The sequence below is a fragment of the Roseococcus sp. SYP-B2431 genome, assembly GCF_004336745.1.
Taxonomy (GTDB): Bacteria; Pseudomonadota; Alphaproteobacteria; order Acetobacterales; family Acetobacteraceae; genus Roseococcus.
In genome coordinates, this window is sequence record NZ_SJXD01000029.1 from 161,532 (window position 1) to 187,847 (window position 26,316).

The 26,316-nt window shown below is 71.2% G+C and carries 27 protein-coding genes; 8 read left to right on the forward strand and 19 right to left on the reverse strand.

What is annotated here, in order from left to right:
• Nucleotides 1–68 precede the first annotated feature (68 nt).
• Together yajC and EJV46_RS20765 are read left to right on the forward strand one after the other, a co-directional pair.
• Nucleotides 69–401 carry a preprotein translocase subunit YajC gene (yajC, locus tag EJV46_RS20760; protein ID WP_131550638.1) on the forward strand — a complete coding sequence of 111 codons (333 nt, stop codon included), beginning with the start codon at nucleotides 69–71 and terminating at the stop codon, nucleotides 399–401.
• 4 nt (nucleotides 402–405) lie between these two features.
• Nucleotides 406–1,287 (forward strand): alpha/beta fold hydrolase, encoded by an 882-nt coding sequence (locus EJV46_RS20765; protein ID WP_131550639.1) that lies wholly within the window; start codon nucleotides 406–408, stop codon nucleotides 1,285–1,287.
• A 179-nt stretch (nucleotides 1,288–1,466) separates the two neighbouring features.
• Here the strand turns inward: EJV46_RS20765 and EJV46_RS20770 are convergent, their stop codons facing one another.
• A complete protein-coding gene (locus tag EJV46_RS20770; RefSeq protein ID WP_131550640.1) occupies nucleotides 1,467–2,105 on the reverse strand; it encodes a superoxide dismutase in 639 nt (212 codons plus the stop codon).
• Nucleotides 2,106–2,203: 98 nt separating this feature from the next.
• On the opposite strand from EJV46_RS20770, the gene EJV46_RS20775 reads away from it, so the two are divergent.
• Together EJV46_RS20775 and galE are read left to right on the forward strand one after the other, a co-directional pair.
• Nucleotides 2,204–2,986 carry a squalene/phytoene synthase family protein gene (locus EJV46_RS20775; RefSeq protein ID WP_131550641.1) on the forward strand — a complete coding sequence of 261 codons (783 nt, stop codon included), beginning with the start codon at nucleotides 2,204–2,206 and terminating at the stop codon, nucleotides 2,984–2,986.
• Between the two features lie 57 nt (nucleotides 2,987–3,043).
• Nucleotides 3,044–4,042 carry a UDP-glucose 4-epimerase GalE gene (gene galE / locus EJV46_RS20780; RefSeq protein ID WP_131550642.1) on the forward strand — a complete coding sequence of 333 codons (999 nt, stop codon included), beginning with the start codon at nucleotides 3,044–3,046 and terminating at the stop codon, nucleotides 4,040–4,042.
• 181 nt (nucleotides 4,043–4,223) lie between these two features.
• Here the strand turns inward: galE and EJV46_RS20785 are convergent, their stop codons facing one another.
• Both EJV46_RS20785 and EJV46_RS20790 read right to left on the reverse strand, forming a co-directional pair.
• Entirely contained in the window at nucleotides 4,224–5,042 is an 819-nt protein-coding gene (locus tag EJV46_RS20785; protein ID WP_131550643.1) for a D-glutamate cyclase family protein, read from the reverse strand.
• Nucleotides 5,039–6,289: a M20 family metallopeptidase gene (locus EJV46_RS20790; RefSeq protein ID WP_131550644.1), complete on the reverse strand. Its 1,251-nt coding sequence runs from the start codon at nucleotides 6,287–6,289 to the stop codon at nucleotides 5,039–5,041. The genes EJV46_RS20785 and EJV46_RS20790 overlap by 4 nt, the downstream gene beginning before the upstream one ends.
• Before the next feature lie 85 nt (nucleotides 6,290–6,374).
• On the opposite strand from EJV46_RS20790, the gene EJV46_RS20795 reads away from it, so the two are divergent.
• Nucleotides 6,375–7,343, forward strand: a complete 969-nt coding sequence (locus EJV46_RS20795; RefSeq protein ID WP_165585649.1) for a tripartite tricarboxylate transporter substrate binding protein — start codon at nucleotides 6,375–6,377, stop codon at nucleotides 7,341–7,343.
• Between the two features lies 1 nt (nucleotide 7,344).
• Here the strand turns inward: EJV46_RS20795 and EJV46_RS20800 are convergent, their stop codons facing one another.
• The 3 genes from EJV46_RS20800 to EJV46_RS20810 form a co-directional block, all read right to left on the reverse strand.
• Nucleotides 7,345–8,325 (reverse strand): tripartite tricarboxylate transporter substrate binding protein, encoded by a 981-nt coding sequence (locus tag EJV46_RS20800; protein ID WP_131550646.1) that lies wholly within the window; start codon nucleotides 8,323–8,325, stop codon nucleotides 7,345–7,347.
• Between the two features lie 111 nt (nucleotides 8,326–8,436).
• Nucleotides 8,437–10,014, reverse strand: coding sequence for an ABC transporter substrate-binding protein (locus EJV46_RS20805; protein ID WP_240782682.1), 1,578 nt, complete (start codon nucleotides 10,012–10,014; stop codon nucleotides 8,437–8,439).
• A 5-nt stretch (nucleotides 10,015–10,019) separates the two neighbouring features.
• Entirely contained in the window at nucleotides 10,020–11,741 is a 1,722-nt protein-coding gene (locus EJV46_RS20810; protein ID WP_131550648.1) for a gamma-glutamyltransferase family protein, read from the reverse strand.
• Nucleotides 11,742–11,874: 133 nt separating this feature from the next.
• On the opposite strand from EJV46_RS20810, the gene EJV46_RS20815 reads away from it, so the two are divergent.
• Nucleotides 11,875–12,867 carry a tripartite tricarboxylate transporter substrate binding protein gene (locus EJV46_RS20815; RefSeq protein WP_165585650.1) on the forward strand — a complete coding sequence of 331 codons (993 nt, stop codon included), beginning with the start codon at nucleotides 11,875–11,877 and terminating at the stop codon, nucleotides 12,865–12,867.
• Nucleotides 12,868–13,013: 146 nt separating this feature from the next.
• On the opposite strand, the gene EJV46_RS20820 is transcribed toward EJV46_RS20815, so the two are convergent.
• Together EJV46_RS20820 and EJV46_RS20825 are read right to left on the reverse strand one after the other, a co-directional pair.
• Nucleotides 13,014–13,970: a tripartite tricarboxylate transporter substrate binding protein gene (locus EJV46_RS20820; protein WP_131550650.1), complete on the reverse strand. Its 957-nt coding sequence runs from the start codon at nucleotides 13,968–13,970 to the stop codon at nucleotides 13,014–13,016.
• A complete protein-coding gene (locus EJV46_RS20825; protein WP_206020891.1) occupies nucleotides 13,967–15,010 on the reverse strand; it encodes an adenosine deaminase in 1,044 nt (347 codons plus the stop codon). The genes EJV46_RS20820 and EJV46_RS20825 overlap by 4 nt, the downstream gene beginning before the upstream one ends.
• Before the next feature lie 87 nt (nucleotides 15,011–15,097).
• Here EJV46_RS20825 and EJV46_RS20830 point away from each other — a divergent pair, with 87 nt between their 5' ends.
• A complete protein-coding gene (locus tag EJV46_RS20830) occupies nucleotides 15,098–16,246 on the forward strand; it encodes a phosphoserine transaminase (protein ID WP_240782683.1) in 1,149 nt (382 codons plus the stop codon).
• A gap of 234 nt (nucleotides 16,247–16,480) precedes the next feature.
• Here the strand turns inward: EJV46_RS20830 and EJV46_RS20835 are convergent, their stop codons facing one another.
• The 5 genes from EJV46_RS20835 to EJV46_RS20855 form a co-directional block, all read right to left on the reverse strand.
• Nucleotides 16,481–16,873: a Rieske (2Fe-2S) protein gene (locus EJV46_RS20835; RefSeq protein WP_240782684.1), complete on the reverse strand. Its 393-nt coding sequence runs from the start codon at nucleotides 16,871–16,873 to the stop codon at nucleotides 16,481–16,483.
• Between the two features lie 8 nt (nucleotides 16,874–16,881).
• Nucleotides 16,882–17,991, reverse strand: a complete 1,110-nt coding sequence (locus EJV46_RS20840) for an amidohydrolase family protein (protein WP_131550654.1) — start codon at nucleotides 17,989–17,991, stop codon at nucleotides 16,882–16,884.
• A gap of 13 nt (nucleotides 17,992–18,004) precedes the next feature.
• Nucleotides 18,005–19,129 carry an amidohydrolase family protein gene (locus tag EJV46_RS20845; protein ID WP_131550655.1) on the reverse strand — a complete coding sequence of 375 codons (1,125 nt, stop codon included), beginning with the start codon at nucleotides 19,127–19,129 and terminating at the stop codon, nucleotides 18,005–18,007.
• A gap of 92 nt (nucleotides 19,130–19,221) precedes the next feature.
• Nucleotides 19,222–19,485, reverse strand: coding sequence for a glycine zipper domain-containing protein (locus tag EJV46_RS20850; protein ID WP_131550656.1), 264 nt, complete (start codon nucleotides 19,483–19,485; stop codon nucleotides 19,222–19,224).
• A 14-nt stretch (nucleotides 19,486–19,499) separates the two neighbouring features.
• Nucleotides 19,500–19,799, reverse strand: a complete 300-nt coding sequence (locus EJV46_RS20855; protein ID WP_131550657.1) for a putative quinol monooxygenase — start codon at nucleotides 19,797–19,799, stop codon at nucleotides 19,500–19,502.
• Nucleotides 19,800–19,943: 144 nt separating this feature from the next.
• On the opposite strand from EJV46_RS20855, the gene EJV46_RS20860 reads away from it, so the two are divergent.
• Nucleotides 19,944–20,921, forward strand: coding sequence for a tripartite tricarboxylate transporter substrate binding protein (locus tag EJV46_RS20860; protein ID WP_165585651.1), 978 nt, complete (start codon nucleotides 19,944–19,946; stop codon nucleotides 20,919–20,921).
• A gap of 35 nt (nucleotides 20,922–20,956) precedes the next feature.
• Here the strand turns inward: EJV46_RS20860 and EJV46_RS20865 are convergent, their stop codons facing one another.
• The 6 genes from EJV46_RS20865 to EJV46_RS20890 all read right to left on the reverse strand — a co-directional run bounded on the left by EJV46_RS20865 (nucleotide 20,957) and on the right by EJV46_RS20890 (nucleotide 26,224).
• Complete coding sequence (locus EJV46_RS20865; RefSeq protein ID WP_131550659.1) at nucleotides 20,957–21,208, reverse strand: GlsB/YeaQ/YmgE family stress response membrane protein; 252 nt, start codon at nucleotides 21,206–21,208, stop codon at nucleotides 20,957–20,959.
• Nucleotides 21,205–22,251 (reverse strand): YihY/virulence factor BrkB family protein, encoded by a 1,047-nt coding sequence (locus tag EJV46_RS20870; RefSeq protein ID WP_131550660.1) that lies wholly within the window; start codon nucleotides 22,249–22,251, stop codon nucleotides 21,205–21,207. Before EJV46_RS20870 ends, EJV46_RS20865 begins: the two co-directional genes overlap by 4 nt.
• A gap of 82 nt (nucleotides 22,252–22,333) precedes the next feature.
• Nucleotides 22,334–23,320: a S1C family serine protease gene (locus EJV46_RS20875; RefSeq protein ID WP_131550662.1), complete on the reverse strand. Its 987-nt coding sequence runs from the start codon at nucleotides 23,318–23,320 to the stop codon at nucleotides 22,334–22,336.
• Nucleotides 23,321–23,343: 23 nt separating this feature from the next.
• The gene (locus tag EJV46_RS20880) at nucleotides 23,344–23,853 is read right to left on the reverse strand and encodes a CinA family protein (RefSeq protein WP_131550722.1); all 510 of its coding nucleotides are present in this window, start codon (nucleotides 23,851–23,853) and stop codon (nucleotides 23,344–23,346) included.
• A complete protein-coding gene (locus EJV46_RS20885; RefSeq protein ID WP_131550663.1) occupies nucleotides 23,853–24,281 on the reverse strand; it encodes a phosphatidylglycerophosphatase A in 429 nt (142 codons plus the stop codon). Before EJV46_RS20885 ends, EJV46_RS20880 begins: the two co-directional genes overlap by 1 nt.
• Nucleotides 24,269–26,224, reverse strand: coding sequence for a lytic transglycosylase domain-containing protein (locus EJV46_RS20890; RefSeq protein WP_131550664.1), 1,956 nt, complete (start codon nucleotides 26,222–26,224; stop codon nucleotides 24,269–24,271). Before EJV46_RS20890 ends, EJV46_RS20885 begins: the two co-directional genes overlap by 13 nt.
• Between the last annotated feature and the right edge of the window lie 92 nt (nucleotides 26,225–26,316).

Here is a 26,316-nt window from a genome sequence, read left to right on the forward strand (position 1 = left end):
TGCGGGCCATCTGGCCCAGGCCCGCCACGCCACCCGCCACGCCACCAGCCATCACACTGCGAGGAACGATGCTCATCTCCCCGGCCTATGCCCAGGACGCCGCAGGTGCGAGCGCCATGGTCATGCAGCTCCTGCCGCTGCTGCTCATCTTCGTGGTGTTCTACTTCCTGCTGATCCGCCCGCAGCAGAAGAAGATGAAGGAGCATCGCGGCATGCTCACCAGCCTGAAGCGCGGCGACCGCGTGATCACGGCCGGCGGCATCGTCGGCGAGATCAAGCAGGTCAAGGAGAACTCCGACGAGGTGGACGTCGAGATCGCGCCCAATGTGCGCGTGACCGTCGTGCGCGGGACGATCAGCAGCGTGATCCGTCCGCAGGCCGCCAACGACGCCAAGAGCTGAGCCCATGGCCCTGCGGTTCGTCGAGACCCCGCAGGCCATCATCGCCGTCGAGGAGCACGGGCCGGAAGCCGGGCCCGTGGTTTTCCTCCTCCACGGCTTCCCCTATTCCGCGCGCGGCTACGATGCCGTCGCCGCGCTGATGGCCGAGGCCGGGCACCGCGTGCTGGTGCCGCATCTGCGCGGCTATGGCGAGACGCGGCTGAAGCCCGGCGTGATCCGCTCCGGCGGCCAGGGGGCGCTGGGCGCCGACCTGCTGGCTTTGATGGACGCGATGGCCATCCCCTCCGCGATCCTGGCCGGCTACGACTGGGGCGGCCGCGCCGCCTGCATCGTGGCGGCGCTGCATCCGGAGCGCTGCAGCGGCCTGGTGAGCTGCACCGGCTACAACATCCAGGACATCGCCCGCAGCGGCGAGCCGGCCGCGCCCGACCGCGAGATGCGGCATTGGTACCAGTACTATTTCCACGGCGCGCGGGGCGCCCGCGGCCTGGAGCAGAACCGCCGCGAGATCGGCCGGCTGCTCTGGGAGCAATGGTCGCCCGACTGGCGCTTCTCAGCGGCGGAGTTCGTCGCCAGCGCTGCGCATTGGGAGAACGAGGACTACGTGCCGGTGGTGATCCAGTCCTACCGCCACCGCTTCGGCCTGGCCGCCGGCGACCCGGCGCATGACGCGATCGAGGCCGCCCTGGCGCAGCTGCCGCCCATCACCGTGCCGGCCATCGACCTGCATGGCGGCTCGGACGGCGTGAGCCCGCCGCCGCCGAGGGCTTCCAGCCGCTTCACGGGCCGCTTCGAGCGCCGGATCCTGCCGGGCGTGGGCCATAACCCCCCGCAGGAGGCGCCGGAGGAATTCGTCCGCGCCCTGAAGGACGTGGCGGCCGCCTGAGCGGAAAAGGGCGCCCGGTCTCCCGGACGCCCCTCGCGACACATTTCAGAAGCGGCGAACCGGCGAAGCATCCGGCCGCAAAGCGGCCGGCGCCGCCCACCCGACTCAACCGCTAGCGCGCCAGCAGCGCGGCGGAAGGCAAGGCGGCGGAGCCGCCGCCCGCCGTTTGAGGGCGTGAATTACGCGCTCTGGCCGCTCTCCAGCCCACCCTTCTCCATCAGGCCCTCGACCACGCTCCAGTCGACGAGCTTGTTGAGGAAGTTGTCCAGGTAGTTGGGGCGGACGTTGCGGAAGTCGAGGTAATAGGCGTGCTCCCACACGTCGGCGCCGAGGATGGGCTTGCCCTCGCCGGTGGAAATCGGGTTCGCGCCGTTCGGCGTCTTCGTGATCTTCAGCTTGCCGTCGCCGCCGATGATCAGCCAGGCCCAGCCCGAGCCGAACTGTGTCACGCCGGCCTGCTTGAAGTCCTCCTTGAACTTGGCGAGGCCGCCGAGATCGCTGTCGATCTTGGCCGCGAGCTTCGCCGGCAGCTTGTCGCCGCCGCCCGAGGGGCTCATCACCTGCCAGAAGAGGATGTGGTTGTAGTGCTGGCCGGCCTGGTTCAGGACGGGGAGGCCGTCGGCGCCGGCCTTGCCGGCCTCGGCCACGATCGCCTCCAGCGACTTGCCGGCGAGGCCCTTGCTCTCGATCAGCCCGTTCAGCGCCGTCACATAGGCGTTGTGGTGCTTGCCGTGATGCAGCTCCAGCGTCTCCTGGCACATGCCCTGGGCGGCGAGGGCGGCGGTGGCATAGGGGAGGGGGGGAAGGCTGAAGGCCATGGGCGTTTCTCCTGGTGAAGCGATGCTGCGCAGCTAAGCAGGGTGGCGGGGTGCGTCAACCGCTTGCGGAGTTACGCTCTTGCGGCCATGGGCTTCCCGTGCCCGAACTCACGCCCTGCGGCGCCATCGCGCGCCGCCACGATCCGGACCGCTTCTTCTGCGCGCTCTTCGCCCCGGCGGAGAAGCGGGAGGCAATGTTCACCCTGATCGCCTTCAACCACGAGCTGGCCCGCGCCCGCGAGGCCGCGAGCAACCCCATGCTGGCCCTGATGCGCCTCACCTGGTGGCGGGAGGCCGTGGAGGAGGCCGTCGAGGGCCGTCCCGCCCGCCAGCATGAGGTCGCCGCGCCCCTTCACGCCGCCATCCGCCAGGGCGCCCTGGACGCCGAGGGCCTCGTCGCCATGGCCGAGGCGCGCGAGGCGGAGACGGAGGAGGAGGGCATTCCCACCATCCCGGCGCTGCACGCCTATCTCCGTGGGACGGCCGGCGGCTTTGCCGTCGTCGCGGGCCGGCTGCTCGGCGCGCCGCCCGCGCTGCTGCCGGCCTTGCAGCAGGCGGGCATGCTCTATGGGCTGGCCGGGCTGCTGCGCGCGGTACCCGCGCTCGCGGCGCAGGGCCGGTGCCTGCTGCCCGCCGATCTGGTGAGGCCCGAGGCGGTCCTGGCCGATCCGCAGGCTGCCCAGCCGGCCATCCGGGAGCTGGCCTCCGGCGCTCCGGAGGCGCCCGGCCTGCGCGGCCTGCCCCGATCGGCCATCGCGGCCGCCCTGCCGCTCACCCTGGCCCGGCGCGACCTCCGGCGCCTCGCCCTGGGTCGCGAGATCCGCAGGGGGCTGGGCGACCGTCTCGCGGTGCTCATTGCGGCCCAAATGCCCGCCCGCTAGCGAATTCGTGCCACATTCCCCGGGCAAAGGTGTTACCCAGTAAAGCGGGTGAGTCTCATGTCGCGTTATCTCGTTTCCGGTGGCGCCGGCTATGTCGGCAGCCATGTCGTCCTGGCCCTGCTCGACGCCGGGCACGAGGTCGTCGTGGTAGATGACCTCTCCACGGGCCATCGCGGGGCCGTGTCGGGCGGCGCGACCTTTATCCATGCCAACCTCTCCGAGCGGAAGCGCCTGGGCGAGATCTTCGCCGCCTGGAAGTTCGACGCGGTGTTCCACCTCGCCGCGCTGTCGCTCGTCGGCGACAGCATGAAGGATCCGCTGCGCTACTGCCGCGAGAACCTGTCCAACAGCCTGAACTTGGCCGAGACGGCGATGCGCGCGGGATGCCTGCGCTTCGTCCTCTCGTCCACGGCGGCGGTCTTCGGCGTGCCCCGCGTCACGCCCATCCTGGAGGATGCGCCGACGACCCCGGTCAATCCCTATGGCCAGTCCAAGCTCATGATCGAGCAGGCGCTCGCCTGGGCCGAGGGGGCCAATGGCCTGCATTCCGCGGCGCTGCGCTATTTCAACGCGGCCGGCGCCGACCCGCGCGGCCGCGCCGGCGAGGACCACCAGCCGGAAACGCACCTCATCCCGCGCGCCATCCTGGCCACGCTCGGCCACGCGCCGCCGCTGCACGTCTTCGGCACCGACTACGACACGCCGGACGGCACGGCGATCCGCGACTATGTACATGTGACCGACCTGGCCGCCGCGCATATCGCGGTGCTGCCGAGGCTGGAGCGGGGCTCGGTGCGCTACAATATCGGCAATGGGGCAGGACATTCGGTGCGCGAGGTGATGGCCGCGATCGAGCGCGTCTCGGGCCGCAAAGTGCCCTACGAGAACGGCCCCCGCCGCGCCGGCGACCCGCCCTCGCTGGTGGCCTCCTCGGCGCTCATCCGCGCCGAGACGGGCTGGACGCCGCGCCATGCCGGTCTGGACGAGATCGTGCGGACCGCCTGGAACTGGCACCTGGCCAATCCACAGGGCTACGCGGCGCGCCAGGCCGCCTGACCTGCCCCGGGCCAAGTCCTGGCCCGAGCCTTGTCGCTACTCCACCGTCCCCCGTCGAGCTCGGCGGCGAAACGCTCCAGGAGGGGCTGCCGCCGGTACGGTTCTCCACGAGGAAGCCCCGCCCCGTGCTCTCGCCCAGGGCCTGGGCCGCGATGCGCGCGACGACATCTGCCGCGCCGCCTCATCCGAGGCTCCGGTCCGAGATCGGAAGGTCGGTCAGGAAGAGATGCCCCGGCGCATGGGTGATCATCTCCGGGATGCCGCTGGCCAGCGCCGCGGCCTGGGCGGTGATGCCGCAGGCGAAGAAGCAGGGCGTTGTGCCGGGCTCCGGCTCGGGCGGGCGCCCCCAGTCGCAGGCCGCCAGGTCGGCGATGCCGATGGCCGCCGGATCGCCCACATGCACGGGCCCGCCATGGCAGAGCGGGTAACGCGAGGTCAGCTCGACCACCCGCTGCAGCAGAGGCGCCGGGACCGCGCGGTAGGACAGGACCATGGGGCCGTGGAAGACGCCGGCCGGGCGCGTGGCGATGTTCGAGCGGTATTGCGCGGGAAAGGCGCTCTCGCGGACCAGATGGGGAAAGGGAATCCTCGCCTCGATCATCACCGCATCGAGCGAGAGGTTGCAGCCGGTGAGGAAGGCGACGTGGTCCTGCCGCCAGGTCTCGCGCAGGTTCGCCACGCGATCGACCATCACGCCGTCGCGATAGATGCAATAGGCCGAGATGTCCGTCCGCAGGTCGGCCTCCGGCGCCGCGAGCCGCGCGAAAGGCTCGCCGGGATCGGTGACGTCGAGCAGCGGGAAGGCGCGCGGGTTGCGCTGGCAGAAGCGCATGAAGTCGAAGGCGTGCCGCTCCGGCACGATGGTGACGTTGGCCTGGTGGTAGCCCAGCGCCATGCGCTTGGTCGTGCCTGTCCAGCGCCCCGCCCGGACGGCCGCGCGCACCTCGGAGGGCGAGGCATGGGTCAGCGCGTTGCGGTCGAGGGGCGCGAGGAGGCTCATCCGCAGAGCTCCACCAGCGCATGCGCGACGGTGCGCGCGGTGGTCGAGAGCTCGGAGACGTGCACGCGCTCGTCCGGCGCCGGCCATTCCGGATAGCGCTTGATGTCGCCCGCGCCAAACTGGATCGAGGGGATGCCGGCCGCCGTCATGATGTTGCCGTCGCCGAAATTGCCGATGCGCTCGACGCCGCCGACCTGCGGCTCCCCGCCGGTCGCGGCGCGATAGCCGTGGATCATGGCGGCGACCAGCGGATGCGCGTCGGGCAGCTCGGTCGGATCCATGAAGAAGGGGTCCTCCGGGCCGTTGCCGGGGATGATCACCTCGCAATCCAGCGCGGGGTGCTGCGCCTTCAGCGCCGCCACGACCGCCTCCACGTCCCGCGTGACGCTCTCCAGCGTCATGCCCGGCACGGTGCGGACCTGGAAGACGAGGTCGCTCGCCGTGCCGTAATGGTCCTTGCCGATGGCGTCGTAGCGGATCATCGGGAAGCCCGGCAGCTGCGGATGGGCGCGGAACTTCGCCCATCCGTTGTGCGGCAGCGGCGAGAGGCTGGGCCCGAAGGCGCCGATCATCAGGGCCTGCTGCTCGATCGGGTTGAAGTAGCCGGCGCGCGCCGCGTCGGTGAAGCGGAAGAAGAGGCCGGGCGTCTTCGTCCGCAGCCGCACCCGCACCGAGCCCACGATCACCGAGCCGATCGTGTTCGCCGAGTGCTCGAGGTTGATGCAGTAATCCGCCGTGACGCCGTTCTTCACCAGCGTCCGCGTGCCCGTGCCGCCGACCTTGTGCGCCGCCACCGGGCAGAAGAGCACGTCGCCCTTCAGCCGGATGCCGGCCTTCCGGATGGCCTGGATCGCGGCGAAGGAGGCGGCCAGGTTGCCCTTGTCGTCCTGCGCGCCGAGGCCCCAGATCCAGCCGTCCTCGTACTTCGCCTCGTGCGGATCGACGGTCCAGCCCGGCATCAGGACATTCACGTCCAGATGGCCGTTGATCATCACCGTCGGCCCGCCGCCCGTGCCGCGCAGCCGGCCGATCGACTGGCGCGTCATGCGCTCCTTCTGCAGCGGGTGCTGCACCGGCATCCCGGTGACCTCGAAGCCGGCCTCGGTCATGCGCTCCGCCATAAAGTCCATGACGGGGCCTTCCTCGAAATGCTGGCTCGGGATCCGGATCATCCGGCGCAGCAGATCGACCATCTCCGCCTCGTCGATGGCCGTGAGCGCGCGCGCCGAATCCGTGCTCAGATCCATGAATCCCGTCCTTGACGCGGTTTTCCCAGGCAAGCTTCAATCAGAACGAGGGCATTGTGAAGCAGGGCCTTATAAGGAGTCGATCATGCGGATCCTTCGCCGCGCCGCGATCCTGGCGCTTTCCGTCCTCGTGATCTTTCCGGCGGCCGGGCAGACGCGCTTCCCCACGCAGCCGCTGCGCATCATCGTGCCCTTCGCGCCCGGCGGCGCGCCCGACATCGTGGCGCGCGTCCTGGCCGAGAGGGCCGCCACCGAACTCGGCCAGCCCGTGCAGGTCGAGAACGTCACCGGCGCCGGCGGCAATATCGGCATGCAGGCCGGCGCGCGCGCGGCGCCCGACGGCCATTCGATCCTGATGTGCACGCTGGGCTGCGCCTCCAACCTCTACCTGCTGGACAATCTGGGCTGGGACCCGCGGCGCGACATCCGGCCCGTCGTCATGGGCGGCATCGTGCCCAACGTGCTCGTCATCGGCTCGCACATCGCCGCCACGAATGTCAGCGAGTTCCTCGCCCTCGCGCGCGCCCGGCCGGGAGGACTCACCATGGCCTCCTCCGGCGTCGGCTCCGCCTCGCACCTCGCGGGCGAGATGTTCAAGGCGCTGGCCAATGTCTCCATCGAGCACGTGCCCTATCGCGGCTCCACCGCCGCGTTGCCGGACATCATGGCCGGGCGGGTGGATTCGATGATCGTCAGCCTCCCCGAGGCGCTGGCGCATATCGAGTCGGGCCGCCTGCGCGCGCTGGGCGTCAGCTCCGCCACCCGCTCGGCGGCCCTGCCCGAGGTGCCGACCATCGCCGAGGCCGGGGTGCCCGGCTACAACGCCGTCGCCTGGTCCGCGCTGGTCGTGCCGGCCGCCACACCCGACGACGCCGTCGCCCGCCTCAACGCGGCCTTCAACACGGCGCTGCGCGACCCCGCCGTCCAGCGACGGCTGACCGAGCTCAGCATCGACGCCAAGGGCGGCACGCCGGACGAGCTCCAGCGATTCATGGAAAGCGAGACGGAAGCCTGGGGGCGCCTGATCCGCGAGCGCGGGATCCGCGGCGGCTGACCTACTCCGCCTGCAGCGCCCCCCGCGCGCCCATATCGGCCCAGCGCGCGATTTCATGGCGGATCAGCGAGGCGAAATCCGCCCGGCTGCCGCCGACCAGCTCGTAATTCAGCGTGCGCAGCCGTTCCGCCACCTCCGGCGCATGCACGGCCGCAACCAGAAGCGCGTGCAGCCGGTCCAGCACCGGCTCCGGCACGCCCGCCGGCGCCACCATGCCCCACCAGCCGACGAGATCCACCGCCGGCAGGCCGGCCTCTCGGAAGCTCGGCACCTCCGGCAGCAGAGGGCTGCGCGCCGGGGAGGTGATGGCCAGCGCCTTCACCCTCCCGGCCTGCAGCTGCGCCAGCGAGGACGGCACGCTCATGAAGCCGTACTGGACCTCGCCGCCCATCAGCGCGGTGATCTGCGGCCCGCCCCCGCGGTAGCCGACCGGCGTCATCTCCAGACCGCTCGCCACCAGGAACTGCACCACCGCCAGATGGGTCGGGCTGCCGATGCCCGCATGCGCGAGGCTGACAGAGCCCGGCCGCTGCCGCGCCCGTCCCAGGAGGTCGGCGACGGTGTCTGCGGGTGCCGCCGGGTGCTTCACCAGCACCACCGGCGCCTGCACCAGCACGCCGAGCGGCGCCAGGTCCTTCTCGGTGTCGAAGGGCAGCCGGCCGCGCAGCATCGTCGGATTTACCGAGAGCGCATTGTCGACGGTGCTGATGGTGTAGCCATCGGCCGGCGCGATCGCCACCGCCTGCGTGCCGGGCACCGTGGCGCCGCCGCCGCGGTTCTCGACGACGAAGCTCTGGCCGGTCTCCCGGGTGGCGTGCTGCGCCATCAGCCGGCCGACGATGTCGCTGGCGCCGCCGGCGGCATAGGGCACGATGATGCGGACCGGCCGCGCCGGGAAGCCGGTCTGGGCCAGTGCCGGGGCGGCCAGCGGCGCGGCGGCCAGCGTGGTCAGCAGGGTGCGGCGGCGGATCGGGCGGGACATGCGGGCGGACCTCCTTTTGCTTCTTTCCGCCGTGCTTAGCAGCTTTCCGCAGTGCCCTGCAGTTTGTCCGGACAGATAGGTCCGGGACTCAGGCCCGCCGCAGGCCGCTTCTCACGCCGCGCCGGGCCTGACCAGCCAGGCCCGGGTCTGCTCGTCGGCGCGCGCCGTGTAGGTCAGGCCGCGGCGCGTCGCCCAGATGTTCTTCTGGATGTGCAGCGGGATGAGCGCCACGTCGTCCATCGCGGCGCCCACGGCCTCGCGGAGGAGCGCCTCGCGGCGCGTGTCGTCCGGCTCGGAGACGGCGCGCTCGATCAGGGCGTCGAGCGAGGGGTTGCTGTAGCGCCCGTAGTTGAGCGTGCCGAAGCCGCGGTCGGGCGCGAAGCTCGCGGCGACGATCCGCAGCGCCAGCGAGGAATCGCCGCTGGCATTGCCGACGCCCCCCAGGGCCACGGAATAGTTCCCCTGGTTGAGCCGCCCGGCGAAGAGGTTCCAGGGCTGCGGCTCGACGGAGGTGCGGATGCCCACGCGCTGCCACATCTGGCCGATCGCCTGCATGACCTGTCCGCCGTTGAGGTAGCGGTCGGTCGGGCCGTTGAGGGTGAGGCGAAGGCCATTGGGATAGCCGGCCTCGGCGAGCAGCGCGCGGGCGCGGTCGGGCGCGAAGCCGATCACGGGCCGGGCGGGATCGTGGGAGACGCCGCCGGGCGGCATGAACTGGCCGGTGGGGACCGCCGCGCCCTGGAGGATGCGGTCCACGATGGCCTGGCGGTTGATCGAGATGGACAGCGCCTGCCGCACCCGCCGGTCGTCGAGCGGATTGCGGGCCAGGGCCTCGCCGTTCGGCCCGGTGATGGCGGCGGTGCGCTCGGCGGAGCGGCGGTCGAGCCAGAGGTAGATGAGGCGCAGGCCGACCGTCTCGCTGATGGCCACGTCGCGCTCGCCGCGGAGGCGCTCGAGGTCGCCGCTGGGCACGGCGTCGACGAGTTGCACGTCGCCGGCGAGCAGCGCGGCCATGCGAGGGCCCGCGCCCGTGATGGGCCGATAGGAGACGCGCTCCCAATGCGGCTTCTCGCCCCAGTAGCCCTCATGGCGGGCGAGCTCGGTGACGGCGCTCTGCGCGTGGGAGACGAGGCGGAAGGGCCCGGTGCCGATGGCGGCCGTGCCGCGGTTGAATTCCTCGGTGGTTGCCGATTCCGCGATGCGTCGCGGCAGGATCTTCACCTGAGCCATGTTGCCGGGTGTCAGCGGCTCCACGACCTTGGTCACGATCTCGACCGTGTGTGGGTCGATCACGCGCACCGTCTCGATGCTGCGCGTATAGGTGGTGAAGGGCGCGATGGCATTCGGCACGCGGCCGGTGCGGGCGATGCTGGCGACCACGTCTTCGGCCGTGAAGTCCTGCCCGTCATGGAAGCGCACGCCGCGGCGCAGGCGGAAGCGCCAGCGCTTGTCCTCCACGCGCTCCCAGGATTCCGCGAGGGCGGGAATGACGCGCGAGCGCTCGTCGAGATCGGTGAGGCCATCGAAGATATGCGAGGCCAGGCCCTTGTTCGGCGCCGCGTCGTGGAAATGCGGGTCCATGGTCGTGACAGGCGCCGCGACGCCGATCGAGAGCGTGCGCGTGCCCTGGGCAGAGGCGGGCGCACCCAGCAGCAGTGCCGGCGTGGCGAGGAGAGAACGTCTTTGCATATCGATCACCATCCAATGGCGCGCGCGGCGCGACGCGGGTCAGCCCCGCCGTAGAGCGTGCCGGAACGTAGGTCGGCACGGATCGCGCAGACGCCGGACACGTTGGTCGAAATGGCGGGCCGCATGTGGACCAGATGGCCCTTGTCGGACAGCGCCTGCGCCACCTCCTCGCCGAGCGAGGTCTCGAGGTCGAGGCGGCCGGGCTGGTAGAGATGCGGCTCGAAGGTGTGCGGCATTGAATGCGTCACGAAGCGCGGCGCTTCGATCGCGGCCTGGATCGGCATGCCGAACATGGTGTGGTTCAGGAAGACCTGCATCATGGCCTGCGGCTGGAGATCGCCGCCGGGACCGCCGAAGGGCATCACGAACTCGCCGTCGCGAATGGCCAGGGACGGGTTGGGCGTCAGCCGCGGCCGCTTGCCGGGCTGCACGCTCGAGGGGCTGGAGGGATCGGCCCAGGACTGCGAGCCGCGCGAGGAGGGCACGAAGCCGAGGCCGGGGATCACCTCGCTCTCATAGGAGGTGTCGCTCGGCGTGGCCGAGACGGCATTGCCCCAGCGGTCCACGGCGCAAGCGTAGGAGGTGTCGCCCTCCACCGGCGGCACGGTGCCTATAACAGCCGACGCCATGTTGCCCGGCACGCCCGGCGGCGGCATCTCGGGCCAGGCGCGGTCGGGGTCGATGCGCTTGCGCTGCTCGGCCGCGTAGGCTTCCGAGAGCAGCAGGTCGAGCGGCACATCCACGAAACGCGGATCGCCGAACCAGCGATGGCGGTCCGCGAAGCAGAGCTTCATCGCCTCGGCGATGGCGTGGACATAGGCCGCGCTGTTGTGGCCGAGCGCCGGCAGGTCGAGCCCGCTCACCATGCGGAGCATCTGCAGCAGCGTCGGTCCCTGGCACCAGGCCGGGCAGGAGAAGATGCGCGTGCCGCCGATCTCGATGGAGACGGCCTCCTCCACCTCGGAGCGGTAGCCGGCGAGGTCCTCCATCGCCAGCCAGCCGCCATTCTCCTCGTGATAGCGCACCATGGTCCGGGCGATGTCGCCCGTGTAGAAGGCCGCGCGCGCCGCCTGCAGCCCGGCCGCGTGGCCGCCGCGCGCGGTGGCCGCCTCGCTCTCGTCGCACATGTATTGCAGCGAGGCCGCGAGGTCGGTCTGCACAAACAGATCGCCCTCCACCGGAGGCTTCCCGCCGGGCAGGAAGATTTCGGCATTCTGTGGCCAGAGCCGATACTGGTCCTGAAACTGCGCGATGAACTGCGCCATCATCGGGTGGACGCAGAAGCCCTCGCGTGCGGCGCGGATGGCGGGCTGCACCACCTCGTGGAAGGGCATGGTGCCGAAGCGCTCCAGCGCCAGAATCCAGGCATCCGGCGCGGCGGGCACCACGGTGCGCAGCAGGCCGAGCGGGATGCGGTTCTCCGGCACGAAGACCTCGGGCCGCGTCGCCTTGGGCCAGGTGCCCAGGCCGCTGATGGAGACGACGTCGCCGCGCTCCTTCATGTGGATAAGCAGGGGCGCCACGCCGGAAAACTGAACCTGGTCCGCATGCACGACGCCGAGGGTCATGCCGGCGGCGACCGCCGCATCCACCGCGTTGCCGCCTGCGGCGAGCATGGTCGCGCCCGCCTCGGCCGCCAGGTAGTGCCCGGCGGAGACCATCCAGCGCTTGCCGGCCACCATGGGCTGCATCGGCATGGCCGTCCCGGTCATGGGCGTGATGGGCATTGCAAGTTCCTCGATAACTTCGGAGCGAATATTCGCCGAAGAGTCTTCCCGCGTCGAGCCGAGCCGTACGGACGCAGTGGACGCCGGGCCCACAAATCCCCAATGTGCGACGCAACAGCTGCCGGAGATTTCGATGCTCGCTCCTTATAAGCATATCATGCGCCGGCGGGCACTGCTCGGCGCTGCCGGCGCTGCCGGATTCATCCCTGCGTCGCGGGCGCTGCCGGCCGGCACCGTCACCATCGTGGTGCCCTATGGCGCCGGCTCCACCAACGACATCATCGCCCGCCTCGTCGCGCCGGAGCTGTCCGCGCTGCTCGGCCAGTCCGTGGTGATCGACAACCGCCCCGGCGCGGGCGGCACCCTCGGCATCGGCCAGGTGGTCCGCGCCCGGCCGGACGGGCTGACGCTGGCGCTGGTCTCGGCCAGCTCCATTCCCATCAACAAGGCGCTCTACCGCAACATCCCCTTCGACCCCGCCCGCGACCTGACGCTGCTGACCATCGCCGGCTCGACGCCCAATGCGCTGATCGTCCCGGCCGGGGGCGGCATCGACAGCCTCGCCGGGCTGATCGCCAGGGCGAGGCAGCCGGGCCAGCCACCGCTGCGGCATTTCTCGCCTGGGAACGGCACCTCGCAGCATCTTTCCTGCGCGCAGCTGGCCATGCTAACGGGCATCGCGGTCGAGAACGTGCCCTATCGCGGGCCCGCCGAGGGCGTCACCGGCCTGATGGCCGGGGAGACGCAGTTCGGCTTCGCATCCGTGCCGTCGGTGGCCGGGCTGATCCGCGACGGAAGGCTGAAGGCCCTGGGCACGACGGGGCCGCGCCCCTCGACGCTCCTTGCCGGCGTGCCGACGCTGGTCTCGCTCGGCTATCCGGCCTTCGGCGACACGGACATCTGGTACGGCTTCGCCGGCCAGCGCGAGCTGCCCACCGAAACGCAGACGCAGCTGCGCGCCGCCTTCGACCGCGTGCTGGCGGATGCCGGGCTGAAGGAGCGCCTGCGGCGCGCGGGCTTCGACGCCGTGCCGCCCGCGACGGCTGCGCAGCTGGATGCCTTCGTGCAGGCACAGGTTGCCTTCTGGGCCGAGCTCGTGCGGTCCTCAGGCGCGACGATGGATTGAGGGCGGCCGCGCCGGCGGCCTCCGGTCCTCGTCGAGCCCCTTCTGAACGGCCCGGCCAACTCGGCGGAACGGCGGGCGGAGCGGATGCCGCTCTTCCGTCCAGCACGGGCGCTTGCCGGTGCGCGCCGAGCCGGCCGATCGGGCCCTCAGTCCGCGCGGATATTCCCCAGCCGCACGACCTCCTCGTAGCGCGCAAGGTCCGCCCGCAGCAGCGCCGTCAGCTCCCCCGGCGTCTTGCGCCAGGGCGTCATGCCCACGCGGTCGAGCGCTGCGCGGAAGCCCGCATCGGCCAGCATGGCATCCAGCTCGGCCGCGACGCGGCGGAGGATGGCGGGATCGGTCCGGGCCGGCGCGAAAAGCGCCTGCCAGGCCAGCATCTCGAAGCCGGAGAATTCCGGCAGGCGGGCCAGCGGCGGCAGGGCCGGCAGCCCCGGATGCGGCTCCAGCGAGGAGATGGCGTAGCCCTTGATGCGGCCATCCCGCACCAGCCGCCCTGTGCTGGTGACGGTGAGCACCGCGAGGTCGAGCCGGCCGGCCATCAGGTCGGCCGGGATCTGGGCCGCGATCCGGTAGGGCACGTGCTCCAGCTTCGCGCCCGAACGCCTGGCGATGATCTCGCCCCAGAGATGCAGCGATGTGCCCGTGCCGGAGGTCGCATAGGTCAGCCCGTCCGGCCGCGATTTCGAGAGTGCGATCACGCCCGCCATGTCGGCCGCCGGCAGATCGGGGCGGCCCACCAGCGTCAGCGGCAGCGAGGCCAGCATGCCGATGGGGGCGAAATCGCGCAGCGGGTCGTAGCGCACGGCCCCGGGCGTCACGAAGGGCGAGATGGTGAAGGGGCTCTCGACGCCGACCAGCAGGGTATGCCCGTCCGGCGCGGCGCGGGCCGCGCGCTCGGTGCCGATGGTGCCGCCGGCGCCGGGCGCATTCTCGACGATGACGCTCTGCCCGAGCCGGCGCGTCAGCTCCCCTGCGGCCAGCCGCGCGACGGTGTCGACGTTGCCGCCGGCCGCGAAGGGCACGATCAGCGTGATGGTCCGCGACTGCGCGCGCGCCGGCGCGGCCAGCAGGGCGGGGGCGGCAAGCAGGGCGCGGCGCTTCATGAGATCACTCCGTCCGGGTAGGTCTCCGCCACCAGCGCGTCGAACTCCTGCGCGAAGGCGGCTTCCAGGTGCCGGCGCGAAGTCTCGGGAAGGAAGGAACCCCGGATGCCGTTGAGCATGAAGCCGCGCAGGTCGGCGAGGCCGAAGCCGAAATCCTCCACCATCATCCGCCAGCAGCGCGTGGGCGTGACCTGGTGCAGCGGCGGATCGTCGGTGTTGGGATGGATGAGCAGGCCCGCGGCGGGCATGCGGCGGATCGGATGGTCCAGCGCCCAGCGCTCGGGCGGCAGGCTGCGCAAATAGTAGGAATTGGTCGGCACCACGGTGAAGAGCACGCCGCGCTCGGCGCAGCGGGCCGCCATCGCGGGGTCTTCGAGGACGGTGTAGCCGTGGTCGATGCGGTCCACCTCCAGCAGGTCCAGCGCCGTCGCCACGTTGCGGGGGTGGCAGCCGAACTCGCCGGCATGGGCGGTGAGCCGGAAGCCGCCCTGCTTCGCCAGGCGCCAGGCCCGCCAGAAGAGCTCGGGCGGCCGGTCCGTCTCGCGATAGTCGATGCCCATCCCGATGATCGGATCGCGGCGATGCGCGAGCATCCATTCGGTCAGCTGGGTCGCGGCCTCCGGCGTGGCCTCGCGGTCGATCGAGGGGATCAGGAGGGCGGAGACGCCGAAATCCGTGGCGGCGTCCGCGAAGCCGGCGAGGACCGCATCCGCGCCCTTCGCGTAGGAAAAGATATGCGCGGTGCCGGTCGGGTTCCACAAGATCTCCGAATGGCGCACTCCATGGGCCGCCGCGTCCTGCAGGTGCTCGTAGGCGATGCGGTGCAGGTCTCCGGGTTGGCGCAGCACGCGCTGCTCCAGGGCCCGCAGCACGTGGAGCACGCCCCTGGGCTTCGCGTCGCGGGCATAGAGCGCCTCCGTCTCGGCCTCCGTCATGCCGCTGCGGGCGGCCATCTCGGCGAAGGTGGCCTGGCGCACGGCGCCCAGGAGGTGGACGTGCAGGTCCACCTTGGGCATGGCGAGGCAGAAGGTTTCGAGCATGTCCGACATCCCTCGGACACTGCCGCGCGACCGATGCGAAGGAAAGGGGCGGTGACAGGAGCCGCGGCCCATGGCACGAAACCGCCCATGCTGAAGCCGCAAAATCCCTGCTTCTCCTCGGGCCCCTGCGCCAAGCGCCCGGGCTTCTCGCTGGCCGCGCTGGAGGGCGCTCTGCTCGGCCGCAGCCATCGCGCCCCGGCACCCAAGGCGAAGCTCGCCGAGGTGATCGCGCGCTCCAAGGCCATCCTCGGCATGCCCGCCGACTACCGCCTCGGCATCGTGCCCGCCTCCGACACCGGCGCCGTCGAGATGGCGCTATGGAGCCTGCTCGGCCCGCGCGGGGTGGACGTGCTGGCCTGGGAGAGCTTCTCCGCCGAATGGGCGCAGGACATCGCCTTCGAGCTGAAGCTGACCGAGCTGCGGATGATCCGCGCGCCCTATGGCGGCCTGCCCGACGTCTGGAAGGTGGACCCCAAGCGCGACACCGTCTTCGTCTGGAACGGCACGACCAGCGGCGTGCGCCTCGTCGCGGCCGACTGGATCGCCGAGGACCGCGAGGGGCTGACCATCTGCGACGCCACCAGCGCCGCCTTCGCGATGGAGCTGCCCTGGGACAAGCTCGATGTCGTCACCTGGTCCTGGCAGAAGGTGCTGGGCGGCGAGGCGGCGCATGGGATGCTCGCGCTCTCGCCGCGGGCGGTGAAGCGGCTCGAGGAGCACACGCCGCCCTGGCCCATGCCGAAGATCTTCCGGCTGACCAAGGACGGGAAGATCAACGAGGGAATCTTCAAGGGCGACACGATCAACACGCCCTCCATGCTCTGCGTGGAGGACGCGCTGGACGGGCTGCGCTGGGCCGAGGACATCGGCGGGCTGCCGGCGCTGATCGCGCGGGCGGAGGGCAACCTCGCCGCCGTCGCCGCCTGGGTGGAGCGGAGCGACTGGGCGCGATTCCTGGCCATGGACCCGGCGACGCGCTCCTGCACCTCGGTCTGCCTGAAGATCGTGGCCGACTGGTTCACCGCGATGGACCACGACAAGCAGGTCGCCGCGGCGAAGCGGCTGGCTGCGATCCTGGAGGAGGAGGGGGTGGCGCTGGATGCCGGCAGCTACCGCGACGCGCCGCCCGGCCTGCGGATCTGGTGCGGCGCCACGGTGGAGCGCTCGGATGTAGAGGCGCTGTTGCCCTGGCTGGATCTGGCCTTCGCCAATGTGGCGAAGGAGTTCTCGGCCTAACGTAGGCCGAAGAAGCTCAGCACGGCGGCGATAACCACGACGAGGCCTACGATATAGATGACGAGATTCATGTTGGCTTTCCTTTTCTGGCCTTCGTAACTGCGAAAGCGAGGGAAGGTTTCGTTTCAGGCATGAAGCGGGCGGCGAGTGTCGTTGGGCTTCCTGGGGCGGAGACGGCTCATCCCCGCGTGTGCGGGGAACACCGAAGAAGCGGACGCCTGTCGCGAAGCCCCGTCAGACCTCCACCACCACGTAGTCCTGCTCCACGCTGACCGGAAAGGTCTCCGCCTGGAGCTGCAGCGCCTCGCCCTTCTCCACGCAGGCGGGGAAGGCGCGCACCTTCGTCCGCCGCGGGTCGAACTGCGATTTCCCCGTGCGGATGTCGAACTCCCAGGCGTGCCAGGGGCAGCGCACGAACTCGCCCGAGCGGCTGTAGCTGTACTCGCCGGGGCAGGGGCTCTGGATCAGCGCCATGGAATTCCCCCGCGAAAGCGAGCCACCCTGATGCGGGCAGCGGTCGGACAGGGCGAAGAACTCGCCGTCCAGGTTGAACAGCACGATCTTCTTGCCGTCCAGCTCGACCACCCGGCGCTCGCCCGGCGCGATCTCCGCCGCGGGCGCGATCACGTGCCGCGTCATCCGAAGTTGTACACCGACCTGGCATTGCCGCCGTAGATCGCGGCGCGCTTCGCCTCGGGGATGAAGCTCGGGATCGCGTAGCGCGGATCGTCGAAGTCCCAGTGCGGGTAGTCGCTGGCGAAGAGGATCCTGTCCCAGCCGATCCAGCCCATGCAGTCCAGCAGCTGTTCCGGCCGCGGCGGCTCCTCCACGGGCTGGGTGCTGACCCAGATATGCTCGCGAATCTGCTCGGAGGGCAGCCGCTTCAGATGCGGCAGCTCGTGCCGCAGGCTCGGGAAGTGCCTGTCGAGCCGCCAGGCGACGCTCGGCAGCCAGCCGAAGCCGCATTCGATCAGCACGACCTTGAGCTTCGGGAAGCGCTCGAACACGCCCTCCAGCACCATGGAGGCGACCAGCGACTGGCAGGAGGTCGCGTGCTCGCTGACCTCCTCGATGTAGAAGCTCGGCCAGCCGCCGTTGGTCATGGCCCAGCCGGAATAGCCGAAGGCGTGGATGCCGATGGGCAGCCCCACCTCCTGCGCCGCCTCGAAGATCGGCCAGTACTTCGGATTGCCGAGCGGGTGCGAGGTGCGGCTCATCAGCAGCACCTGGGCGAAGCGCCGGTCGCCGCCGCGCCGGCGGATCTCCTTCGCGCTCGCTTCCGGATCCTCGTAGGGAACGACGATGGAGGCGCGCAGGCGCGCGTCCTCTGCCACCCAGCAGGCGAGCTGCCACTCGTTCACGGCATGGGCCATCGCGGTGGAGAAGGGGTTGTTCTGGTCGCCCTGGCCGGAGGGCTGCAGCGGGTTGAGGAGGCCGATCTCCACGCCGTGGTAGTCGAGATGCTGGGACGCGACGAAGGCCGGATCGCTGGCCGGAGTCCCGCCCTCGGGCGTCCAGGCATCCAGGCGCGAGGCCAGCGGCTGCGACTTGAAATAGGGCGGGCCCTTGGTGAAGCCGTGGCGCGGCCGCATGCCGTAGGTGGCGAGCCGCTCGCGCATCGTGGCGGAAAGCCAGGGGTCGTAGTTGTGGACGGATTTCGCGCGCGGATGGATGTCCACGTCGATCAGGCCCTGGGTGGCGGCGAGGGGACGGCCCGGGGCCGCCTGCGGGCGGATGACGTTCATGCGACAGTCTCCCTCATGGTTGCGCCGCCGGTTCGCGCTCCGCGCGTGGAGGCGCTGCGCGATCGGCGGCGGCGAGATGCGTATAGGTCGAAAGCGCGTTCTCCACGCATATCTTGCGGGCGAGCTCGGGCCCGATGCCCGGCGGCAGCTTCGGGTCGCCCTCGAACTGCCAGTGCGGCCAGTCGCTGGACCAGAGCAGCATCTCGTCGCTGCCGAGATGGTCGATGAGACGCTTCACCGTCTCGGCATCCTCGGGCGCGTCGAAGGGCTGGACCGAGAGCCGCACATTCTCCTTCACCACCTCGATGGGCGAGCGATCGAGCCAGGGGACCTCGAAGCGGACGCCCTTCCAGCCCTTGGCCAGCCGCCAGAGGAAGGCCGGCAGCCAGCTCACGCCGCTCTCCAGCAGGACCACCTTCAGCGTCGGGAACTTCACGAAGACGCCCTCGGTGATCAGCGAGGCCATGGTGCTCTGGAAGGCCTGCTGGTTCGCCTGATAGTCCTCGGCGTACCAGGAGGGCCAGCCGAGCGAGGTCACGGGATTGCGGTAGGTGCTACCGGCATGGATGGCCAGCGGCAGGTCGTGGCGCACCAGCGCCTCGAAGACGGGCCAGTTGTGCCGCCGGCCGAGCGGCGTTTCGCCCATCACCAGCACCATGGCCTGCACGAAGCGGGGATCCGGCGCGCAGCGCTCGATCTCGTCGACCGCGTGCTCCGTGTTGAACATGGGCAGGATGATGGAGCCGGAGAGGCGCGGGTCGGCGTCGAGCCATTCCTTCCGCGTCCAGTCGTTCAGCGCCTGCGTGAAGCCGTTCGCCATGTCCTCGTTGAAGACCAGCTGCACGCCGTAGAGCGGCGTCACGATGCCACGCGCGATCCCCCAGGGATCCAGCACCTGGTCGCGCAGTTGCTGCGCGGTCGCCGCCGGCGGTGCGGATCCGGGCCGCCAGTCGGCACGCACCGTCTTGGGCGAGCGGGGCGGATAGGACTGGGTGTCGAAGCCCTCCATGCCGCGCATGGCGATCTGGTCGCGCCAGATGGGCTCCAGATAGGGGGCCAGCGCAGATAGTTCCGGGACCATCGGATGCAGGTCGACATCGATGGCGCCCGCTGGAAGACCTGCGCCTGGGAATTCCATGATCATTTCCTCTCGGGGCGTGACTGTGCCACGCCCCGGTCGGTCACGAAAGTCCGGCCGTCACGAAGGTCCGGATCTGTTGATCGCCCGGATCAGTACCGGCGGCCATAGCCGCGGCGGGGCGGCTCCGGCGTCGTCGCGGCGCCGATGGCCGCGCCGCCGAGCGCGCCGACCCCCGCGCCGATCAGCGCGCCCTGGCCGCCGCCCGCGAGGCCGCCGACCGCGGCACCGCCCGCGCCGCCGAGCAGCGCGCCGCCCGCGGCGCGCTGGCCGGGGCTGTAGGGATTGTTGCAGGCCACCGTGGTGAGGCCGAGGCCGGCCATGACGAGCGCCAGGCGAATCCGTTTCCCGATCATTGGGCGATTTCCTTCTAAATGGTGCAGATGTTGATCTTCCGATCGGTGATCAGATCGGCATAGGCGGCGCGGGTGCGGCCCAGGCGGGGATTCGCCGTGTGCGCTGCCAGCGCGGCATCGTCGGCATAGACCTCGACGAGCATGATCCGGCTCAGATCCGGGCCATCCTTGTCCTTCGGCTGCAGCACGTCGAAACGCTCGCAACCTGGTTCGTCCGCTAGCGTGCCGGCGGCATGCTCGCGGATGATCCTGTCGAATGCCCCGTGGGCGCCCTCCTTGATGTGAAACTCGACCACGAGACAGATCTTTGCCATCGACTTTTCCTCGACCCTTCCGACCGGCCCCGATGGCCGACCGCCGGATCGAGTCTAACGGCGAGAAAACGCTGCCGAACACCCTCCGTTGCATGGCAATCCCTGGGCAGCGCTGCCATAATCCCGCCAACAGGAGGAACGAAAATGTCTAAGATGTCCCGGCGCGTGCTTGGTGCGCTGCCGCTGCTGTCCATGCCCGCGCTGCTGTCCGCGCCGGTCGCCGCGCAACCCGCCTGGCCCGCGCGCAACATCACCATCATCGTGCCCTTCTCGCCGGGCGGCAGCACCGACGTGCTGACGCGGCGCATGTCGGAGAAGATGACCCAGACGCTCGGCCGCCCGGTGCAGGTGGATAACCGCCCCGGCGCCAACACGGTCATCGGCGGCGAGGCCGTCGCGCGCGCCCAGCCGGACGGCTACACGCTGCTGATGTCCTCGGGCACCACGCTGACCATCAACCCGATCGTGCAGCCCAACCTGCCCTACAAGATCGAGGACTTCGCCCCAATCACGCTGTGCACGACCTATCCCTTCGCGGTGATCGCGCGGAATGACGGGCCGCGCGACATCCCCGCGCTGATCGAGGCGGCCAAGGCGCGTCCCGGCCAGATCACCTACGGGACCAACGGCCCGACGACGCTCACGAACGTCGCCATGCTGATGGTGCTGCAGGGCCTCGGCATCCGCATGCAGGACGTGACTTACCGGGGAGACGCGGCGGCCATGAACGACTTCCTCGCCGGCAACCTCGACCTGCTGGTGGTGGCGGGCAGCACGGCGATGCCGATCATGCGCAACGGCCAGGGCCGCATCCTCGGCTGGACGAGCCTGCAGCGCATGCCGCAGACGCCCGAGGTGCCCGCCTTCGCAGAATACGCGCCGGGCGTGGAGGCGCTGAGCTGGTTCGGCCTGCTGGCCCCGGCCCGCACGCCGCAGCCCGTCATCCAGGCGCTGAACGGCGCGGCCGTCCAATCGCTGAACGACCCGCGCATCCGGGAGAGCATCTTCGGCGACGTGCAGAACGTGGTGGGCGGGACGCCGGCCGAGTTCGCGCAGTTCCTGCAGGCGCAGCAGGCGGCGTGGCGGCCGGTGCTGAGCCGGATGGAAGTGCCGCTGAACTGAGGGCGGAGGCCAGGGCCGTGAGCCCTGGCCCAGGGTCAGGCCTTGCGCCGCATCGCGCTGAGCAGCCACAGCAGCAGCACGGCTCCGAGGGTCGAGACCAGCAGGCTCGGCAGCCAGCCGCGATAGGCGAAGCCGAGCAGGCTCGCGACCCATCCGCCCAGCAGCGCGCCGACCAGACCCACGATCAGGTTCATGATCAGCCCGTGGCTGCGCGACATCAGCCGTTCCGCGATCCATCCGGCCAGAAGCCCGATGACGATCGCGCCGAAAAAGCCCACACCGTTCATGTCAGTTCTCCAGAGGTCGGCCGGACGCGCCTGCCGCGCCAGCCCATTGCGGTGAAGGCGGCCAGCACCGCCAGGATCCAGGCGGCCTGCGTCTCGTCCTGCCGGCGTGCCGCCTCGGCGGCCTCGCGGACGGGCTTCAGGTTCGCCGCCGGCAGGGTCTCGGCATTCACCGGCGGCGGCTTGGGGGGCGCGGCCGGCGCCTTGCCCGACCAGGCCCGCGTGAACTCCGCCCCCAGCAGGAAGATCACCGCCGAGTAGTAGAGCCACAGCAGCACGATCGCGAGCGCGCCCGCCGCGCCGAAGCCTTGCGTGGCGCTGGGCCGGCCGATGTAGAAGCTGATGGCCATCTTGCCGATGCCGAAGAGCAGCGCGGTCACGAAGGCCCCGACGAAGACGTCGCGCCACTGCAGCTTGCGGTCCGGCAGGATCTTGTAGATCGCGGCGAAAAGCGCCGTGATGAAGCCAAGCGAGACGACGAAGTTCACGCCGCCGATGAGGATGTCGAGCCCCGGCATCCTGTCCTTCAGCCATTGCTCGAAGGAGGAGATGGCGGTGCTCACCACCAGCGAGACCAGCAGCAGGAAACCCGTCGTGCCCACGAGGCCGATGCTGAGCGCCTTGGCCCTCACGAAGGCGGTGATGGCGGCGGCCGTGCTGGTCTCATCGGCCGGCGGCACCTCGGTCTTCCAGATGGCGTTGAGCGCGCCCTGCAGCGCGCCGAAGGCGCCGGAGGCGGTGAGCATCAGCGTCACGATGCCGAGGGTCAGCGCGAAGCCGCCCCTGGCATCGCCCAGCGCGTCGTCCGACATGCGCTGCACCGCGCCGGCGGCGTCCTGGCCGACGAGGTCGCGCAGCTGCGCCGCCAGCGCCCGGCGCACCTCCTCCTCGCCGAAGACGAGGCCGGCGAGGCCGGTGATGAGGAAGAGCAGGGGCCCCAGCGAGAAGAGGGCGAAGTAGGCGATGGCCGCGGCGCGCGTCAGCGCCTCGTCGGCCAGGAAGCCCTCGATCACGTCCGAGACGAAGGCATAACTGCGCGCAAGCATCGACCCGATCCTCCTGCGGCGGACAACCTTCCAGCAGGATCGCGGTTGCAGCCCGAGCACAGGTCCCTGGCCGGGTGTGGCTTCAGTGCAGCCGGGGCGCCTTCAGGTGCCGCGCGCGGTCGCTGCTGGTGATGGCGAGGTCGAGCTGACGGCTGCCGCGGGCCAGCGTCAGCCGCACCTCGGCGCCCGCCGGGCCGGCCGCGCGCACGGCGGTCCAGAGGGAGGCCAGGTCGCTCACCGCCTGCCCGTCCACGGCGATGATGCGGTCGCGCGGCTTCACGCCGGCCTTCTCGGCCGGGCCGCCCTTGGCGAGGGAGCCCACGCCCACCGCCTCGTCGTCCTCGGTCGCGTAGAGGCCGAGCCAGGGCCGGGCGGGGCGGCCGGAATGCCCGGTGCGGCGCAGCGTCTCCAGGATGGGCAGCAGCTCGCTGACGGGGACGACCATGTTCAGGTCCAGCCGCTTGCCGCCCTGCTGCCCCTGCTGAAGGATCAGCGAGCCGATGCCGACCAGCTTCCCGTCGGCTCCGAACAGCCCCGCGCCCCCCCAATGCGGATGCGCCGGCGCGGTGAAGATCGCGTTCTCCAGCAGGTATTCCCAATAGCCGGCGAAGGGCTGGCGGGCGGCGACGGTGCAGGCCAGCGAATGGCTGCGCCCGCCGGCCGCGGCCAGCACGCCCGAGGTGCCGTGGCGCATCGCTTCGGAATCGCCGAGCGGGGCGACCTTCTGCCCCGGCAGCCGTCCCAGCGTCTGCACCAGGCCGAAGCCGGTCTCGAAATCCATGCCGAGCGGCGTGCCCTCGACCACGCGGCCGTCATTGGCGGTGATCCAGACCGTCTCGGCCTCGGTGATGAGATAGCCGATGGTCAGCACCAGCCCGCCCGCGTCGATCCAGACGCCCGAGCCCTCGCGCTCCACGCCCAGGGCCGGCGCCGAAGTCGCGTCCGGCGGCACTAGCGACTTGATCGCGACCACGCTGGCCAGCCGCTCCTCCAGGTCGAAGGAGAATTCCGAGGGGTCGGGCTGGAAGGCTTCCGGGACTTCCCATTCGTCGTCTTCGTCATCGGCCATGGGGTGGGTGCTCCTGATGCTGCTCATATAGCGTCCAGCAGGGATCGGGCCAGGGCGAAAGCCTCGCGAACGGTTGCGGCGCGGATGGCCCCGCGGTCGCCGGGGAAGAGGCGCTTCGCATGAAGGGTCCTGGCCGGGAACGCGCCATGCCCGGCCATGGCGGCGCCGAGATGCACGAGGCCCACCGGCTTCTCGGCGCTGCCGCCGCCCGGCCCGGCGACGCCGGTGCAGGAGAGGGCGATCGAGGCGCCGGAGCGGGCCAGCGCGCCCTCGGCCATGGCGCGGGCCACCTCCTCGGAGACGGCGCCGACGCGATGGATCAGCTCGGCGGGAACGCCGACCATGGCGGTCTTGGCCGCGTTGGAATAGGTGACGAAGCCCGCGAGCACGACCGCGGAGGAGCCGGCGACGGCGGTCAGCGCGGCGGCGATCAGCCCGCCCGTGCAGCTTTCCGCGGTGGCGAGGGTGAGGTTGCGCGCCTTCATCGCCTCCAGCAGCGCGGCGGCCTCGGCCAGTGTCTGGTCGTCGAGCATCATGCCAGTCCCAACGCCGCAAGAATGAGCAGGATGGCAGCGGCCATCGCGCCGGCGATCACGTCGTCCGCCATCACGCCGAAGGCACCCTTCCGCCGGTCGGCCCAGCCCACCGGGCCGGGCTTGAGGATGTCGAAGGCGCGGAACAGCGCGAAGGCGAGCGCCACGCCGATCCAGCCGGAGGCCGCGGCCAGCGCCAGCGACTGCCCGGCCGCCTCGTCCACCACCACCCAGCCCGGATCGGCCGCCGCTTCGGGCAGACGTGCCACGGCCCAATAGCCAGCGAGCGTGAAGACCAGCGCTGCGACCAGCGCCGCCCATGCCGGCAGCAGCGCGATCGGCAGCACGGCGGCGGAGCCCCAGGTGCCGGGCGCCGGCCGCAGGAAGCCGATGCCGCCCAGCGAGGCGACGGCCCTCAGCGGGCCCATGCGGCCATGGGATGCTCGAGGGAGGAGGTGGCGGGATTCTTCGCGCGATAGACCGCGACGTTCTCGATCACGCGCTGCACGTAGTTGCGCGTCTCGGAGAAGGGGATCAGCTCCATCCAGTCCAGCATGCGGATCTGGCCCGAGCGCGGGTCGCCGAAGGTGCCGATCCATTCGGTCACGCGGCCGCCGCCCGCATTGTAGGCGGCGGCGGCGAAGGCCATCACGCCGCCGAAGCTGTCCAGCCGGTCCTGGATATAGAAGGAGCCGAGGCGGATATTGTGCGTCGGGTCGGTGGTCAGCCACCCCAGCTGATGCGGAATGCCGATCCGCCGGGCGACGGATTGCGCCGTCGCGGGCATCAGCTGCATCAGCCCGCGCGCGCTCGCGGAGGAAACGGCGTCGACCTGGAAGTTGCTCTCCTGCCGGGTGATCGCGAAGACCACGGCCGGCTCGGCATGGCCCTCGGGCGCGGCATAGGGGGCGGGCCAGCCGTCCTCGACGAGCATGGCCCCCTGCGCGCCGCCGCGCCGGGCCACCCAGACGGCGAAGTCCGGCCGGCCGATGACGGTGGCGAGGCGGGCGATCAGCAGGCGCTCGCCATTGTGGGCGGCCGTTTCCTCCAGCCGCAGCAGGAAGGGGCGGGACCGGCCGGCCTCCCCCATCTCGCCCAGCGTCATGACCAGCCGGGGCAGCTCCCGGCCAAGGAAGGCGCGCGCCTCGGCGTCAGTGGGGCGCGGCACCGCGAGGTTGAGGATCCGCGAGGAGAGCTGCGCGCCGCTCTCGCCCAGGGCGATGGAGCCCATCTGGCCGTAGAAGGCCACCGGGAAGCCGGCCGCGCGCTGGAAATGGGCGGCGGCGCGGGCCGGGTCGCGCTCGGCCCGCCCCTGCCAATAGGCGGCGCGGGCCTGGGTGATGGCGCTGCGGCTGCCTTCGGCGAGGCGCTGGAAATGCGGCAGGGCGCGCGCGGGATCGTCGAGCAGACGGAGCGCGATGAAGCCCGCGAGGAACTCCGCCTCCTGCCGCGGCTCGCCGGCGATGGTCTGCCCGTTCTGCGCGGCGACGACGTAGGCCGTGCGCGGATCGCCGAGGCGGATCAACTTGCGCGCCAGCACCTGGCGCTCGGTCCAGATGGCGCGCTGGGCCTCGGCCGGCAGCCCCACCTGCGAAGCGGCGCCGGCGGCCCAGGCCGCGGCCGCGTCGCCGTCGCGCTCGGCGCGGCGCAGCATGCGGGCGCGCTCCAGCGTGGCGCCCGCGTCCCGCGCGGCGGCGGCCGGGTCGGGGTCGGTGCCGCCGCCAGCGGCATAGGCGAGGCGAAGCTGCGCGAGGGGCTGCCGGCCCGGGTCCAGCAGGGGCAGCAACCGCTGTCCGGCGGCGAAGTCGCGGCCGAAGGAGAAGCGGTTGAAGCGACGCCAATGATCGTCGGGCGTCAGCAGGGAGCCGGCGCGTTCGAGGAAGGTGGTCTCGGCGAAGGCGTCCGAACCGGTGTCGTCGCCCCAGGCGCGGGCGGCGGCGCTCCGCGCCTCGGCCTGGCGGCCGGCATTGAGCAGGGCGGCGACGTGGCGCGTGGCGCCGTCCAGCGTGCGCGCGGGGCGGCCGTTGAAGAAGCGCAGCGCCAGCGCGTCGTCGGGGTCGGCGGCCAGCAGTTCCTCCGCGCGGCGGGAGAGGCTGTCCTGGCCCGGCCAGTCGGCGGCGGTCTCGATGAAGGCGACGATCTCGCCGGCGCTGGCCGCGCCCCCGCGCTGGGACAGGCGCGACCAGGTGACCATCTTGGCGACGAGCGGATCGGCGGCGGCCGCGGCCGATTGCGCCTCGCTCCAGCGCTGGGCCTGGACGGCGGAGAGCGCCTGCCGGCCGGCTTCCCGGGACGGCTGGGCCGACAGCGGATTGATCCAGACGGTTCCGGCGAGGAGGAGGAGGGCCGGGAGGGCGGTGATGCGGCGCATCGCGACACCCTAGCCTCTTGGCGCGGGCCTGTAATCCGGTCGCTGCGCTTGTTGCGAACGGGCTACGGTTCTATGTGTCGGAGCCGCATGGG